The sequence below is a fragment of the Shinella sp. GW821-FHT11G07 genome (genome assembly GCF_058808115.1).
On sequence record NZ_JBXARJ010000003.1, the window covers coordinates 464,280 to 479,762 of the forward strand.

Here is a 15,483-nt window from a genome sequence, read left to right on the forward strand (position 1 = left end):
TGCCTCAGCCGACCAGCAGCGTCCAGGCCATCCCGGCGAGGGCGCACAGGCCGAGCGTCAGCAATACCGAGGTCTTGAGGCGGAAGAGCGCGAAGGCCGCCGCCGCAGCAAGCAGCGCCGCGGGCAGGATGATCGTTGCCACGACCGGCAGTTCGACGTGCAGCGGCCCGGCGGCAAACACCGTCACATCGGCAAAGAGCGTGTGCACGGCGAACCAGACCGCGAGATTGAGGATGACGCCGACGACGGCCGCGGTTATGGCCGACATGGCACCGGAGAGCGCCACATTGCCGCGCAGTTTTTCGATGAAGGGCGCGCCGAGGAAGATCCAGAGGAAGCACGGTACGAATGTGACCCAGGTGGTGAGAATTGCGGCCAGCGTCGCGGCCGTCATGGGGTCGAGACTGCCCGGATTGCGATAGGCGCCGAGGAAGCCGACGAATTGCAGCACCATGATGAGCGGTCCCGGCGTGGTCTCAGCCATGCCGAGCCCATCGAGCATTTCGCCGGGGCTAAGCCAGCCATAGTGCTGAACCGCCTCCTGCGCGACATAGGCGAGCGCCGCATAGGCACCGCCGAAGGTGACGACTGCCATCTTGCTGAAGAAGGTGCCGATCTCTGCGAAGACGTTGTTTCCGCCAGCGAAAAACCAGATCAGCAGGACAGGCCCGAGCCAGAGACAGAGAAGTGCAGCCGAAATCTTCAGGGACCAGGCGAGGTTGGGGCGGGCATGGGCAGGCGTCGCCTCGCCAAGCAGCGAATCACGATCCTGAAGCACGGCCCCCCTGGCGGCCGCATGGCCGCCCAGGGTGCGGAAAAGCCGCGACCCGGATTTCGAGCCGAGATAGCCCACAATGGCAGCAACGAGGACGATGAGCGGGAACGGCACCTTGAAGGCGAAGATGGCGATGAAAGCACCTATGGCGATGGCGATCATCGCCGGATTGGCGAGCGCGCGGCTGCCGATGCGGAACACCGCCTGCACGACCACCGCCAGCACCGCTGCCTTGAGGCCGAAGAACAGGCCCTCGACCACGCTCGCATCGCCAAAGATGACGTAGATGTAGCTCAGTGCCAGGATTGCCAGAAAACCCGGCAGGATGAACAGCAGGCCGGCGGCAAGGCCACCGGCCGTACGGTGCATCAGCCAACCGATATAGACGGCGAGCTGCTGGGCCTCCGGCCCGGGCAGCAGCATGCAGTAGTTCAGCGCGTGCAGGAAACGGCTCTCGCCGATCCAGCGTTTTTCATCGACGACGATGCGGTGCATGACCGCGATCTGCCCTGCCGGGCCGCCGAAGCTGAGGGCCGCGACGCGCGCCCACACACGCAACGCCTCACCGAAGGGCACGCCGTGGCCGGGCGGCTCCGGCAGATCGGCGGACGTGGCCACGCTGTCGCTCATCAAAAAATCTCCCTTGCCGCCACGATCGATCGCAGCGGCCCCCTCCCCTGTCAAGTCGCGGCCGGGCTTGACGGACTGGGTCGGCGGCAGTATTAAACTCATAAGTTAATTAACCTGATGGATAAATGATGTGAGCGACCCGTTGAGCCTGACCTTCGCCGCCCTTGCGGACCCGACACGCCGGGCGATCCTCGCACGACTTTCCGAAGGGGATGCGACAGTCAACGAAATCGCCGCCCCTTTCGCCATGAGCCTTCCCGCGGTCTCGAAGCACCTGAAGGTGCTGGAGACTGCCGGCCTCATCACGCGCAGCCGCACCGCCCAGTGGCGACCCTGCCATCTGGAGGCCGCGCCGCTGAAGATCGCGAACCGCTGGATCTCCAACTACCGACACTTCTGGGAGGCGAGCTTCGACCGGCTCGACGATTATCTCAAGGAATTGCAGGCCGGCGACCCGGACAAGAAGAGCTGAGGAGGAAGACCATGCAGCAGACCACCAAACCCGCAGAACCGATCGGCCTTGTCATCGAGCGCCTGATCGACGCGCCCGCGTCGCTCGTCTTCAGGGTCTGGACCTCGCCGGAGCACATGGCCCGCTGGTTGGGGCCGAAGGATTTCACGCCCCATTCCATTCGTATGGACTTTCGTCCCGGTGGTGCCTGGTCGGCCGTCATCCGGTCGCCGGAGGGCGAGGAATACCCGATGGGCGGCACCTATCGCGAGATCGTCGAGAACCGCCGCATCGTCTTCACTTTCCGTTGGACCGAGGAGGACGGGCCGGACACGCTGGTGACCGTCACCTTTGACGATCTGGGGACCAGGACGCGGCTGACCTTTGCGCAGACGCCCTTTGACACCACCGAATCCCGCGACAGCCATGCCGAGGGCTGGGGCGAATGCCTCGACCGGCTCGTCGCCTACATCCTGCAAAATCAGGCCTGAGGAGGAACCGATGAAGAAGACCTATCACGGCAGCTGCCATTGCGGCGCCATCCGCTACGAATGCGTGCTCGACTTCGATGAGGGCCTCCGGCGCTGCAACTGCTCCTTCTGCCGGCGCACGCGCATGCTGAAAACCTTCACGAAGCGCGAGGATTTCAAGCTGCTTTCCGGCGAAGACCACCTTGTCAGCTACCGCGCCGACAAATCCGGCTGGCCGGTGGGCGATGTCGACCACTATTTCTGCAAGCGCTGCGGCATCCGCCCCTTTTCGCGCGGCTATCACAAGGACTTCATGGGGCATTTCTACTGCATCAATGCCGGCACGCTCGACGACGTCTCCGAGGAAGAGTTCAGCGCCGCGCCGGTCATCTACGAGAATGGGCTGGCGGACGATTTCTTCAATCCGCCGCCCGAAGGCCTACGGGCACACCTTTAGCGCCCGGCAGGGTGCGCGCCTTGCTGGAGGTACGAATCCATAGCCTCCAGCATGGCCCGCCACCCTGCGCGGTGATCGTCCGCCTTGTCACGGCCGTCGAAATAGAGACCCTGCTCTATGAGACGCATGCGTGTGCCGCCCTGCGCGGGTGCGAAGGTCACGACGACCGTGCCAGCGAAAGTGAGCACACCCTCTTCCCGCAAGGTGCTGGCATAGGCGATGCGGTTATCCGGCGTGATCTCCAGATAGTGGTTTTCATTCAGATAAATCGGGCCGTCTTTTGGCCCGAAGCGGCAGATGTCGCTTTCGCCGACGGTGAAACGAAAGCGCTCGAAATGCATTTGCCAGTCCGGACCGGGATCACCCCAGACCAGCTGCGCCGCTTCTTCCGCCCAAGCCGCAAAGACGCTCGCGACCGGTGCGGCAAAGGTTTTCGTGATGTCGACGGTTCCCTGTTCGATGCCCATGACGTTCTCTCTTCTGCGATTGATGATGAGGAAAGCATGACGCGGCCCGCCTTTGCCGTGTAGAGACGTTCTCGACACATTCGGGGCAAATGTGCCAAACTCCGGCCATGCCATCACGACCCAGACCAACCGGTCCCCTGACCGTCGCCATCCTTTCGCTTCCCGAGAGCGGCACCATGGCGCCTTATGGCCTGCACGAGGTTCTGGGCGAAGCCGGCCGTGGCCCAAACGCGTTACGCAGCCTTCGTCCGACGCTCGTTGCAGCCGAGACAGGCGCGTATGAGACGGGCAGTCGCCTGCGCGTGACGCCGCAACAGGGGCTCGTGGACGGCGCCGCCGACATTGTGATCATCTGCGACATCCATCTCGATCCAGGCATGTCGCCGGAAGGCCGCTGGGCGCAGGAGATCGGCTGGGTTCGCCGACATATCGAGGTCGATGCACTCGTCTGTTCGGCATGCAGCGGCGCGGTGCTGCTGGCCGAAGCCGGCCTTCTCGACGGCACGGAGGCGGCGTCACACTGGATCATGGCAGACGTTTTTCGTGATCGTTATCCGGCGGTGAAATTCCGGCCGGAGCGCATTCTCTGCGACAGTGGACGGGCCGGACGCTTGATCACGACCGGTGGCGCCTCGTCCTGGCAAGACCTGGCGCTCTATCTCATCGGCCGCTTCTGCGGTGCGGAGGAAGCGGCGCGCATCGCCCGGCTTTTTCTCATCGGTGATCGCGGCGATGGCCAGCTTCCTTTTGCCGCCATGGTCCGGCCGCGCCAGCACGGCAATGCGGCGATTGCCGACGTACAGACCTGGCTTGCCGACAACTACGCGACCACAAATCCGGTGACGGCGATGGTCGCACGCTCGGGCATGGCGGAACGCACCTTCAAGCGGCAGTTCAAGGCCGCAACGGGATATGCGCCGGTGGATTATGTACAGGCGATGCGCATAGAGGAGGCCAAGCAGATGCTCGAGACCGAGCCGACCGCCATCGAGGAGATCGCCGTTGCCGTCGGCTACGAGGACCCGACCTTCTTTCGCAAACTCTTCCGCCGCCGCGTCGGCGTGACGCCCGCGCAATATCGCCAGCGCAATCGCCTTCGCGCCCTCGGCGATTAGTGGCGCATTTGCCCCGAAGGCAGCGCGTTTGCCTCTGACCATCCTGACCGATCGCCGTCACACTCGCCTCATCAACAAGGAGACGAGAGATGGATTTCTATTACGCCCCCACCGCCTGCAGCCAGGCCGCGCATATCCTGCTGCACGAAACCGGCCTCCCCTTCCGTCCGCACAAGGTCGATATTTTTCAGCACAAACTGGAGGACGGTAGCAGCTACGAGACGATCAATCCGAACGGTTACGTGCCGGCGCTCGTCTTCGACGACGATATGTTGCTGACCGAAAACGTCGCCCTGCTCGACTGGATCGCCATGCAGGGCGACGGCCTTGTCCCTGACGGACCGCTCGGCCGCACGCGTCACCTGCAAATACTCGCCTTCATCTCCACCGAACTGCAAAAGCCCTTCGTGCGGCTGTTCTTCAGCGAAAGCGAAGAGGAAAAGGCGTGGCTGTCCGAGACGCTTGCCCGCCGGTTCCAGTGGATCGCTTCGCGTGTCGACGGCGACTATCTGTTCGGTACGCATTTCACCGCATCCGACGCCTTTCTTTATGTCATGCTGCGATGGGCTGCGATGTGCGGCATCGAGGTGCCGGCAGTACTGCGCGGGCTCGCAGGGCGGATCGAGGCGCGGCCGGCCGTGCGGGCAGTGCTGGACAAGGAGGCGGTCGAGCCGCTTGGCGTCGCGGCATAACCGTCTAGAAAAAGCGTTGCGCCGGAGGCGCGATCCGCTAGGGTCGGGCCGCCGGCGCAGGGCGACGGTTCCGGCGACTGTCGGAACTGGTCGCTGCCCCGTCGCAGACAGGCTGCACTGGCACCGAACGAGGCCCTAAAATCGGCCGCAATATTTCATCGGGGTCCAGCACATGGCAGAGTTTCCGCAAAAGGCGAAGGTCGTCATCATCGGTTTGGGTGGCATCGTGGGCGCTTCCATCGCCCATCATCTCATCGAGCGCGGATGGGACGATATCGTAGGCATCGACAAGTCGGGCATCCCGACCGACATCGGTTCGACGGCGCATGCCTCGGACTTCTGCTACACGACGAGCCATGATTACCTGTCGGTCTGGACCACCCAGTATTCGATCGATTTCTACGAAAAGATGGGCCACTACGCCCGTATCGGCGGCCTGGAAGTCGCCCGCACCGGCGACGACACCTGGATGGAAGAGATCAAGCGCAAGCTCTCCTCCGCCAAGGCGTTCGGCACGCGCGCGCACTACGTCTCGCCGGCCGAAATCAAGGACATGTTCCCGCTGATCGAACAGGATCAGGTGATGGGCGGCATGTTCGATCCGGATGCCGGTCTCGTCGTGCCGCGCTCGCAGACGGTTGCGGGCAAGCTGGTCGATGCCGCCGAAAAGTCCGGCAAGCTGCAGGTGTACGGCAACACGCCGGCCCAGTCGCTGATCGTCGAGGGCGGCCGCATCAAGGGCGTCGTCACCCATCGCGGCACGATCATGGCGGATCACGTCATCGTCTGCGCCGGCATCTGGGGCCGCCTGATCGCCGAAATGGTCGGCGAAGACCTGCCGGTCATGCCGGTCGATCACCCGCTGACCTTCTTCGGCCCGTACAACGAATTCGAAGGGACCGGCAAGGAAATCGGCTACCCGCTGCTGCGCGACCAGGGCAACTCCGCCTATATGCGCGACACCGGCGACCCGAAAACCACCGAGGGCGGCCAGATCGAGTGGGGTTACTACGAACAGACCAATCCGCGTCTCTGCCACCCGCGCGACATTCTGGAAAAGCACGAGGCGCGCCTGTCGCCCTCACAGCGCGACCTCGACATGGAGCAGATCCTCGAGCCGCTCGAAAAGGCCATGGAACTGACGCCGATCCTCGGCGAGCTCGGCTACAACGAAGGCCATTCCTTCAACGGCCTGCTGCAGGTTTCCGCCGCCAGCGGCCCGTCCTGCGGCGAAAGCCAGAAGGTGCGCGGCCTGTGGTACTGCGTCGCCATCTGGGTGAAGGACGGCCCCGGCTACGGCAAGCTCATCGCCGACTGGATGACGGACGGCCGCACCGAGATCGACCACAACTCGATCGACTATTCCCGCTTCTACCCGCACCAGCTGACGGAAGAGTTCATCGAGGGCCGCAGCTACGAGGCCGCCCAGAAGATCTACTTCCCGGCCGTGCACAACCGCGAACCCTATGCCTCGGGCCGCGGCGCCAAGCGCTCGCCCTTCCATGAGCGCGAAAAGGAACTCGGCGGCTACTTCATGGAACTCGGCGGCTGGGAGCGTGCGCACGGCTACGCCGCCAACGAGCACCTGCTCGAAAAATACGGCAATCGCGTTCCGGTGCGCGAGAACGAATGGGACAGCCGTCACTTCTGGCGCGTCTCGAACGCCGAGCATCTGGCGATGAGCGAGGATTGCGGCATAGTCAACCTCTCGCATTTCCACATGGTGGACATCGAAGGCCCTGACCATGTCGAGCTGCTGGAATGGCTGTGCGCGGCAAAGATCGGCGGCGACGGCAATATCGGCAAGGGCGTCTATACCCACTTCCTCGACGACGAGGGCATGGTGCGCGCCGACTTCACGGTCTTCCGCATGGCCGACCGCTGCCGCCTAGTGAACGGCGCCGACGCCGGCCCGCGCGACTTCCACTACATGAAGCGCGTCGCCGAGGACCGTGGCCTTGATGTCACCATCACCGACACGTCGGAAAAGTACATCACCATCGGCATCTGGGGCCCGAACGCCCGCGAAAACCTGAAGAAGGTGGTGGCGGACCCGGCCGGCCTCGACCAGGAGAATTTCGCCTTCGCCGCGATCAAGCAGATCGAGATCGCCGGCAAGAGCGTGACAGCGTTCCGCATCTCCTATGTCGGCGAGCAGGGCTGGGAACTGCACATGAAGTACGAGGATGGCCTCGCCGTCTGGGATGCCCTGCGGTCGACTGGCGTCATGGCCTTCGGTGTCGAGACCTACGCCAACTCGCGCCGCATGGAAAAGAGCCTGCGCCTGCAGAACGCCGATCTGCTCACCCAGTACAACCTCATCGAGGCGGACCTCGCCCGCCCGAAGGTCAAGGAAGCCGACTTCTGCGGCAAGGCGAAGCACCTGGAGTACAAGGCGCGCGCGCACCAGCCGGCGATGCTCTGCACGCTTGTCATGACCGAAAACACCGACAAAAACGGCGTGAAGCGCTACCCGCTCGGCAACCTGCCGGTCATGGATCCGGAAACCGGCGAAGTCCTCATCGACGAGCTCGGCCGCCGCTCCTACACGACCTCGATCGCCTTCGGCCCGACCATCGGCAAGAACATCGCGCTGGCCTACCTGCCCTGGGCCTATTGCCAGGAAGGCCGCAAGCTCAACATCGAGTATTTTGCCGAGACCTACCCGGTCGAGGTCGTCAGCATCGGCTACAAGCCGCTGTATGACCCCGAGAACCTGAAGCCGCGGACGTAAGCGGTTTCTGAAACGTCAAAAGAAGGGCGTGCCAATGGCACGCCCTTCTTGCTTTGATTAGCGAACAACCGTGCCGCTTTCGGCAACGAGCCGCCCGGCCTTAAACACCCGACGCCCCTTCGGCACCGCCACCACGGCCTCCGGCACATGCTCGGCGTTAAGCGTCACGAAATCCGCCTTCGCACCAATTGCAATGCCGTAGCCTTCGAGGCCGAGGGCCTTGGCGCTGGCAGTGGTCACGACGTCGAAGGCAGCACTCAGCTCCTCGTCCGTGTAGAAACCGGAGCGGTAGCCGATCATCATCGCACGGCCCAGCATGTCGCCATCGCCATAAGGCCACCAGGAATCGCGGATGTTGTCGCTGCCGGCGAAAACGGTAACGCCCTCGGCGCGCAGCAGGGCAACCGGCGGAAAAGCGTGGTCACCGGGGGCGTTGGTCATGATCGAGACGCCGGCAGTGGCGATCTTTGCGCCAATGCGGCGGGCAGAATCCGCGTCGAGATCGCCGAGGCCGTAGGCATGGCTGATCGCCACCCTGCCCTGCATGCCGAGCGCCACCGTGCGGGCGCAGATTTCTTCCACGGTGAAGACACCGAGCGAGCCGAAATCGTGCAGGTGGATATCGACGCCGACGCCGCGCTTGTCCGCGACACCGAAGACCACGCCGAGATGGCCTTGCAGGTCGCGGTCGAAACTTGCCGGATCGAGACCGCCGACGAGATCGGCGCCAAGCGCGATCGCCTCATCCAGAAGCTGCGGTGTGCCGGGGCTCTTCAGGATGCCGTTCTGCGGAAAGGCGACGAGCTGGATGTCGATGATATCCCGATATTCCTCACGGATTTTCAGGATCGTCTCCAGCGACTTCAGCCCGATCGAACCGTCCACCATGACGTGACTGCGCATGTGGAGGGAGCCGTTGGCGACACAGAGTTCGAGTTGCTTGCGGGCGCGCTCCTCCATGGGAGCCGCAATGGCCATGTTCTCGGCCTGGAACGCCACGCGCTCGTGCACGTCAAAACCGTTGGTGCACGGTTTGTGCGGAATCCATTTGTCGCCGTAGAAGCTGGTATCAAGATGGATATGCCCCTCGACGAAGCCGGGCACCAGCAGAGCACCAGCGATGTCGACTTGCCCGGCAGCGCCGGACGTCGTGCCGGCCGCTTCGATCGACACGATACGACCGGCGGCAACGCCGATGTCCTTCAGCGATCCGTCTGCCAGTTTGGCATTGGTGAAAAGCGTCTCGATCCCGGCCATGATGTCGCGTCTCCATTTGCGCACAGCTTGACCCGCCGCGCAAAGGGCGGGTCATTTATTGTACGCAATAACGCGCGAAAATCGTATGCAGTCAATAGGCGGCGGCGACCGCTGCGTTGCCGAGTACCACGATGGGGGTGCCGTTCTGCACGCGGTTGAACAGATCGACCACATCCTGGTTGATCATGCGCACGCAGCCGGAGGAGACGGACTTGCCGATCGTCCACCATTCCGGCGAACCATGGATGCGGTAGAGCGTGTCTTCGTTGTTCTGGAAGATGTACATCGCGCGGGCGCCAAGCGGGTTCTTCAGGCCCGGCTCCATGCCGCCATTGGCGATGCTGTAGGGTTCCAGCTCCGGCTGGCGGGCGACCATCTCGTCGGGTGGCGTCCAGCGCGGCCATTGCCGCTTGTACTGGATAACGCCACGGCCGGCCCATTCGAAGCCGGCGCGTCCGAGGCCGACGCCGTAGCGCATCGCCTGGCCATCCTCATAGGTCAGGTAGAGGAAATGGTTTGCCGTATCGACGACGATCACGCCGGGCCGCTCGCCGGTCGGGTTCGGTACCATCTGGCGATAGAAGCGCCGGTCGATCTTCTGATAGGGAATGGCCGGCAGCGGAAACTGCTCGTCCGGCTTCGGCCCGTACATGGTAGCATAGATGCTGGTATCGACCGGCTCCGGCGCGACGACGACCCTTTCGCGAACCGGCGTGGTGCAGCCAGCCAGAACAGTGGTTGCCAATCCTGCACTGCCGAGCAGGAAGGATCGGCGGCTTACGCTTTCACCCGTCAATACAGACCTCACATGTCAATCTTCATAGGGATCGGCCAGCGCGGCTTCAGGCCGGCTGACAGGATATTTGGTGCGCGAGATCCGGGCGGCAAGGCCCTTGGCCCCCTGCTGCTTCAGCAGCGTGCGGAAGCTCGGATGCATGCCACCGTCCATATAGGCGAAGCTCGAGACCGTCGTGGTGGTTGCGATGGCGGCATCCAGCTTCTTCTGCTCAGCGCCGATCTTCGCCATCAGGTCGCCTTCGGAGCCGCCAACGACCGCCGGGCACTGCGCCAGTGGATCGTCCGGTTCGCCGTCGACGAATTCCTTGTTGAAGACGTAGCGGCTGCCGCAGACGGAAACCTTCGGCTGGCGCTTCGTGAAGGCGAAGGCGTCATAGCCTTCCTTCAGCGTACGCCAGAACGGCATGTTCGGATCACCCTTGTGCTTGGCCATGTTCTCCGTCGTCATGCGGAATGGATAGGCCTGCACCTGGAAACGCGCCTGACCGCCATCCAGCGCCTTCTGCACGATGGCGTAGATTTCGCCGACACCCTGGTCGGTCATGGCGTAGCAGCCGGAGGACGAACAGGCGCCGTGTACCATCAGCGCCTCACCCGTATAGCCGAGTGCGGATTCCAGACGGTTCGGGTAGCCGAGGTTGAAGGAGACATAATATTGCGAGTTCGGGTTCAGCATGCCTGCGGAGACGTGATAAAAGCCCTCCGGCGCCTGGCGGTCGCCGTTCTTCGTCTTCGGCCCGAGCTTTCCGGACCAGCGGCACATCGGATAGGTCTTGAACAGCGCATACTGGCCGCTGGCATTGACCTTCCACACTTCCAGTTCGCTTTCCTGCTTGAAGATGCGCACCAGCACGGGGCTGGTCGGGCTCATCTTCTTCTTCGACATCTCCGCTTTCACCTTGCTGGAAAGCTGCGGCGCCTCGGCGAGCGAGGCCACATCCATGGCCATGCAGCCGGCGAGCAGGCCGCCGGCAACGGTCGCAGCGGCAAGCCGCGCGAGGAGCGAGAGGCGTGGACGGGCATTCTGAAGAAAGGGGCGGTGGCGCAACGCAAACATGGGTCGATTTCGGTTGTTAGGGATCCGTGGCGCGCCGTTTGGCAAACGACGCATTTCAGGCTTAGAGTCCAAGCGATTGCTTAGAACTTCGTTAATCTTATGGCTGCCAACGGCCTCATACCGTCTCCAGTGCCCGAATCCGGGGCTCCAGCCAATGCAAGCGAGCATAAAACCTCAAGCCGCTTGAGCATCAAGCCCCTCATTGCCGGTTTCGGACGCCGAGTGATCACGAAGGCACACGCGGCGAACAACAAATTGTTAGCGGCGCTATTCGAAGTCCCCGAAGCCATGATGATGCGCCGTACGCACGCCGCCCGGCGGATGCAACGTCACCGGAACCGTCAGGATGGTTCCGTCGTCGAACGCCACGGACATCATACGCTCACCGGCAACGCCCAGCGTCTCATCCATTTCCAGAAAGAGCGATCCCGTCGCCATGAACAGTTCCGCCTGGCGCGGGATGACGAGGAAGGCATCCGCGACCGTGAGGGTTTCGTAAACGCCAGAATCCCGGCGTTTCACGACCGGCGTGCTGAACCCATCGGCGGAAATGGCCATGATGCGTTTGTCGGCAGTGTCGGCATTGTAGATGGTCAGGTAAGCCCGCGCCGGGGCACCCTGCGCGCCCGCAACGATATCGACATGTTCGACGGAAAGCCCGGATAACATTGCCTCATGCGGCACGATCCCACCGTTGGCGCTCATCGGCGCGGCAGCCGCCGGAGTGGCGACGATGAGCCCGAGCAGCGAGAGAAGAAAGCACGCTTGATTTGCCACGATTGTCCTCACATTTGTGTGCAAGCACTGTAGAGCCATTGCGCAGGACGGCTCTTCAGGATTTCGTGAAAGCCGAAAATGTCGCGACCAGGACGAGGAGCACAAGATGCTGACGATCGGAGATCTTTCCAAAACCACGGGCGTCAAGGTTCCGACCATCCGCTACTACGAGCAGATGGGCCTGCTCTCCCATGCCGAGCGCTCCGAGGGCAACCAGCGGCGCTACTCGAACGAGGAGCGCGAACGCCTCGCCTTCATCCGGCACGCCCGCGACCTCGGTCTCACCATCGATGCCATTCGCGAACTGATCGTCCTCAGCCAGCACCCGGAACGCCCCTGCCACGATGCCGACCGCATCGCCGCCGAACAGCTTTCGACCGTCCGGCGCAAGATCGAGCGCCTGCAGAAGCTGGAGGCGGAGCTGGTGCGCATCACCAGCCATTGCCACACCGACCAGGTCCGCGACTGCTACGTCATACGGGCCCTTGCCAACCACGACCTTTGCCACGACGAGCACGACTAGGACGCTGCAAGCAATTTCAGCTTCTGAAGTTGCGTTTCGCGCGGCTCGTGCATGTCCAGCATGCCCTGGAGCCGGCCATCCGCACGGATGAGGAAGAGGCCGGCAGTGTGGTCCATCGTGTAGCTGTCCGAGGCCGTCGGCACCTTTTTGTAAGTGGCCGAAAACGCATCCGCCGCCGCTTTCGTCTCGGCCGCATCGCCGCGGAGCGCGATGATGCGCGGGTCGAAGGAGGTCATGTAGAGTTTCAAAAGCTCCGCAGTGTCACGCTCAGGATCGACCGAGATGAAGAGCGGCGTGATGCGATCTGCCGCCGGGCCGATGTCCTTCAGCAATGCACTCAGCTCGAACAGCGCCGACGGGCAGACATCCGGGCAATGGGTGAAGCCGAAGAAGACGAGATAGGGTTTTCCGGCGAGATCGGCCGAGCCGAAGGCTTTGCCGTCGACCGTCTGCAAGGCGAAGATGCGCTGCTTTGGCTTTTCCGTTGCAGGAACCTGTGCCGCGACCGTCGCTCCGACGATCGCGGCCAGCACGCCTGCAAGACCAATGAATGTCCTGCGCTTCATTTGATCGGCCGCAGCAGGCGCAGCGCATTCAGCGTGACGAGCACGGTGGCGCCGGTATCGGCGAGGATCGCCGGCCAGAGGCCGGTGATGCCGACGATGGTCGTCACCAGGAACACACCCTTGAGGCCAAGCGAGAGAACGATGTTCTGCACGATGTTGCGCATGGTGCGCTTGGAGAGATCCGTCATCAGCGCGACATCGCCAACGCGGCCGTGCAGGATGGCGGCATCCGCCGTTTCGAGTGCCACATCCGTGCCGCCACCCATGGCGATGCCGACATTGGCGGCAGCAAGTGCTGGCGCGTCGTTGATGCCGTCGCCGATCTTACCGACGACATAACCTTCACGCTGCAGTTCGCCGACGATGCGCTGCTTGTCTTCCGGCATCAGTTCGGCGCGCACCTCGATGCCGAGTTCGGCGCCGACGGCTTTTGCCGTGCGGGCATTGTCGCCCGTCAGCATGATCGTCTTGATGCCCGCATCCTTCAGTGCCTTGAGGCCGGCCGCTGCATCGGCGCGTGGCTCGTCGCGCATGGCGATGGCCCCGACGAGCACGCCGTCGACGACCAGCATGGAGACGGTCTTGCCATCATCGTTGAGCTTTGCAGTGGCGGCCTTGACCTCGTCGGACAGCGTGACCTGTTCGGCAACCGCCTTCGGCGAGCCGAGGAAGACCTGCCTGCCCTCCACGGTGGCCGTGACGCCCTTGCCGCCGAGCGCCCGCGAACCGCTTGCCACCGGCGGCACGATGCCGTCATCCGCGGCCTTGCCGAGGATGGCGAGCGCCAGCGGATGGCTGGAGCCCGCTTCGAGGGCAGCAGCGAGGCGCAGCACCTCATCGGCCGGTTGTGCGAAGGCGACGATGTCGGTAACCTTCGGCTTACCTTCGGTCAGCGTGCCGGTCTTGTCGAAGGCGATGGCGGTGAGCTTGCCGAGGCCTTCCAGCACCGCGCCGCCCTTCATCAGCAGGCCTCGACGGGCGCCGGCGGACAGCGATGCAGCGATGGCGGCGGGCGTCGAGATGACAAGCGCGCAGGGGCAGCCGATCAGCAGCACGGCGAGGCCCTTGTAGACCCATTCGCTCCAGATGCCACCGAGGAACAGTGGCGGGATGATTGCGACGAGCGCCGCAACGACGACCACGCCGGGCGTATAGTATTTGGAGAAGCGGTCGATGAAGCGCTCGGTTGGCGCCTTCGATTCCTGGGCTTCCTCGACCAGTTTGATGACGCGGGCGATGGTGTTGTCCGCAGCCGCCGCGGTGACACGCACGCGCAGCGCCGCATCGCCATTCACCGTGCCGGCGAAGACGGTGTCGCCAACGTCCTTGTTGACCGGCGTGCTTTCACCGGTGACGGGCGCTTCGTCGATGGCGCTTTCACCGTCGATGATCACGCCATCGGCGGAAATGCGGTCGCCGGGGCGTACCAGAATGACGGCGCCAACCGCGAGCGATTCGGCCGGCACTTCCTTGGTGCGGCCGTTCTCTTCGAGGAGTGCGGTCTTCGGCACGAGGGCGGAGAGCGAGCGGATGCTGTCACGCGCCTTGCCGGCGGCGACCCCTTCCAGCAATTCGCCGACGAGGAAGAGGAAAACGACGGCCGCCGCCTCTTCGGTGGCGTTGATGACCACCGCGCCGACGGCGGCGATCGTCATCAGCATCTCGATGGAGAACGGCGTGCCGGCGAGGGCCGCCATGATGGCGCGGCGCGCGATCGGCAGGAGACCGACGAACATCGCGATGACGAAAGCATAGGTCTCGATGGCCGGGAAGAGATGGCCGACACCGTAGGCGATGACCAGCGACGCACCGGCGAGAATCGTCAGCCGACCCTTCTTGCCCTTCCACCACGGACCTTCGGACGGGCCGTGATCGTGGCCGTGCAGGCCCTCGATGGCCGCAGCCTTCGGCTTGTGGTCATGGTCCGTATGGTCATGATCATGGTCATCATGATCATGGGAATGGTCGTGCCCGTGGTCATGATCGTGGCTGCAACCGGGACCGTGCTCGTGCTTCACCGCCGGCTTTTCCGCAATCGCTGCCGCCGGCGTCACTGCGTAGCCGAGGCCGGAGACTTTTTTGCGGATCGCGTCAAGGTCGCTCGTCACGTCGTGCTGCACGCGCATGGTGCCGGCGGTCACGGAAACGGATACGTCCGAAACCCCCGGCATGCGGCGCACGGCCGTGTCGATCTTGCTGGCGCAGGAGGCGCAATCCATGCCGCCAACCCGGAAACGCGTCTCTTTCACATCGGACATCATACAATCCTCTTCAGTCTGTCGAGGCTGTTCTACGACCTCTAGCGACTAGAGGTGCAAGAGGGGATGCGAAAAATTCCGGACAAAGAGGCGCATTGATATTTCCCGCGGCATCGTGCTAGAGAGCGCCGACTTTATTTGCAGGTTTCATCTGCTGGTTGGGGAGGACGCCATGTCTTGGCACACCCTCTTCCAATCGGGGATGGGCGCTATCAATGCCCCCCGAACGGAAGAACGCTTTTTGATGGGTGCCCTTGCGGCACAATCGGGCTTTGACACCGTTTCGCCGGTGCGGGCGCCGCGCCTGCGCGTCCTTTCTCCGCTCAAGCACCGCGACAGAGGCAACAGCGCAAAAGCGCTGTCACATCGCCGTGCCCGGACAACGATACCGTAACATCGGTCTCCCCTTTTAGCCGCTTGAAGCAGGAGGTTTGCGCCTCCGCTTTGCGCGTTGCT

The 15,483-nt window shown here is 63.4% G+C and carries 16 protein-coding genes; 8 read left to right on the forward strand and 8 right to left on the reverse strand.

Annotated elements, in window-relative coordinates; translation table 11 throughout:
* Positions 1-4: 4 nt before the first annotated feature.
* The gene (gene chrA, locus AC1RT2_RS08730) at positions 5-1,405 is read right to left on the reverse strand and encodes a chromate efflux transporter (RefSeq protein ID WP_493101130.1); all 1,401 of its coding nucleotides are present in this window, start codon (positions 1,403-1,405) and stop codon (positions 5-7) included.
* A gap of 130 nt (positions 1,406-1,535) precedes the next feature.
* Here chrA and AC1RT2_RS08735 point away from each other — a divergent pair, with 130 nt between their 5' ends.
* From AC1RT2_RS08735 to AC1RT2_RS08745, 3 genes are read left to right on the forward strand one after another with little or no spacing between them, the layout of a single operon-like run.
* The gene (locus tag AC1RT2_RS08735) at positions 1,536-1,877 is read left to right on the forward strand and encodes an ArsR/SmtB family transcription factor (protein WP_493101132.1); all 342 of its coding nucleotides are present in this window, start codon (positions 1,536-1,538) and stop codon (positions 1,875-1,877) included.
* Positions 1,878-1,888: 11 nt separating this feature from the next.
* Positions 1,889-2,347: an SRPBCC family protein gene (locus tag AC1RT2_RS08740; protein ID WP_493101134.1), complete on the forward strand. Its 459-nt coding sequence runs from the start codon at positions 1,889-1,891 to the stop codon at positions 2,345-2,347.
* A 10-nt stretch (positions 2,348-2,357) separates the two neighbouring features.
* Positions 2,358-2,783 (forward strand): GFA family protein, encoded by a 426-nt coding sequence (locus AC1RT2_RS08745; protein ID WP_493101136.1) that lies wholly within the window; start codon positions 2,358-2,360, stop codon positions 2,781-2,783.
* On the opposite strand, the gene AC1RT2_RS08750 is transcribed toward AC1RT2_RS08745, so the two are convergent.
* Positions 2,780-3,379, reverse strand: a complete 600-nt coding sequence (locus tag AC1RT2_RS08750) for an SRPBCC domain-containing protein (protein WP_493101138.1) — start codon at positions 3,377-3,379, stop codon at positions 2,780-2,782. The two genes, AC1RT2_RS08745 and AC1RT2_RS08750, sit on opposite strands and share 4 nt — an antisense overlap.
* A gap of 47 nt (positions 3,380-3,426) precedes the next feature.
* Here AC1RT2_RS08750 and AC1RT2_RS08755 point away from each other — a divergent pair, with 47 nt between their 5' ends.
* From AC1RT2_RS08755 to AC1RT2_RS08765, 3 genes are all read left to right on the forward strand, one after another.
* Positions 3,427-4,365, forward strand: coding sequence for a GlxA family transcriptional regulator (locus AC1RT2_RS08755; RefSeq protein WP_493101140.1), 939 nt, complete (start codon positions 3,427-3,429; stop codon positions 4,363-4,365).
* A gap of 89 nt (positions 4,366-4,454) precedes the next feature.
* Positions 4,455-5,057 (forward strand): glutathione S-transferase C-terminal domain-containing protein, encoded by a 603-nt coding sequence (locus tag AC1RT2_RS08760; protein WP_493101142.1) that lies wholly within the window; start codon positions 4,455-4,457, stop codon positions 5,055-5,057.
* A gap of 172 nt (positions 5,058-5,229) precedes the next feature.
* Positions 5,230-7,791, forward strand: a complete 2,562-nt coding sequence (locus AC1RT2_RS08765) for a GcvT family protein (protein ID WP_493101143.1) — start codon at positions 5,230-5,232, stop codon at positions 7,789-7,791.
* Between the two features lie 57 nt (positions 7,792-7,848).
* Here AC1RT2_RS08765 and AC1RT2_RS08770 read toward each other — a convergent pair whose 3' ends face one another.
* The 4 genes from AC1RT2_RS08770 to AC1RT2_RS08785 all read right to left on the reverse strand — a co-directional run bounded on the left by AC1RT2_RS08770 (position 7,849) and on the right by AC1RT2_RS08785 (position 11,680).
* Positions 7,849-9,048, reverse strand: coding sequence for an amidohydrolase family protein (locus AC1RT2_RS08770; RefSeq protein WP_493101145.1), 1,200 nt, complete (start codon positions 9,046-9,048; stop codon positions 7,849-7,851).
* A 91-nt stretch (positions 9,049-9,139) separates the two neighbouring features.
* Positions 9,140-9,856, reverse strand: coding sequence for a L,D-transpeptidase family protein (locus tag AC1RT2_RS08775; RefSeq protein ID WP_493101147.1), 717 nt, complete (start codon positions 9,854-9,856; stop codon positions 9,140-9,142).
* 3 nt (positions 9,857-9,859) lie between these two features.
* Complete coding sequence (locus tag AC1RT2_RS08780) at positions 9,860-10,903, reverse strand: L,D-transpeptidase family protein (protein WP_150129948.1); 1,044 nt, start codon at positions 10,901-10,903, stop codon at positions 9,860-9,862.
* Positions 10,904-11,170: 267 nt separating this feature from the next.
* Positions 11,171-11,680 carry a hypothetical protein gene (locus tag AC1RT2_RS08785; protein WP_493101149.1) on the reverse strand — a complete coding sequence of 170 codons (510 nt, stop codon included), beginning with the start codon at positions 11,678-11,680 and terminating at the stop codon, positions 11,171-11,173.
* 106 nt (positions 11,681-11,786) lie between these two features.
* Between AC1RT2_RS08785 and AC1RT2_RS08790 the strand changes: the two genes are divergently transcribed.
* A complete protein-coding gene (locus AC1RT2_RS08790) occupies positions 11,787-12,203 on the forward strand; it encodes a MerR family transcriptional regulator (RefSeq protein WP_069059828.1) in 417 nt (138 codons plus the stop codon).
* Here AC1RT2_RS08790 and AC1RT2_RS08795 read toward each other — a convergent pair.
* Together AC1RT2_RS08795 and AC1RT2_RS08800 are read right to left on the reverse strand one after the other, a co-directional pair.
* On the reverse strand, positions 12,200-12,769 hold the full coding sequence (locus AC1RT2_RS08795) for an SCO family protein (protein WP_493101151.1): 570 nt from the start codon (positions 12,767-12,769) through the stop codon (positions 12,200-12,202). The two genes, AC1RT2_RS08790 and AC1RT2_RS08795, sit on opposite strands and share 4 nt — an antisense overlap.
* Positions 12,766-15,027 (reverse strand): heavy metal translocating P-type ATPase, encoded by a 2,262-nt coding sequence (locus tag AC1RT2_RS08800; protein ID WP_493101153.1) that lies wholly within the window; start codon positions 15,025-15,027, stop codon positions 12,766-12,768. Before AC1RT2_RS08800 ends, AC1RT2_RS08795 begins: the two co-directional genes overlap by 4 nt.
* 172 nt (positions 15,028-15,199) lie before the next feature.
* Here AC1RT2_RS08800 and AC1RT2_RS08805 point away from each other — a divergent pair, with 172 nt between their 5' ends.
* Positions 15,200-15,421: a hypothetical protein gene (locus tag AC1RT2_RS08805; protein ID WP_493101155.1), complete on the forward strand. Its 222-nt coding sequence runs from the start codon at positions 15,200-15,202 to the stop codon at positions 15,419-15,421.
* Positions 15,422-15,483 lie beyond the last annotated feature (62 nt).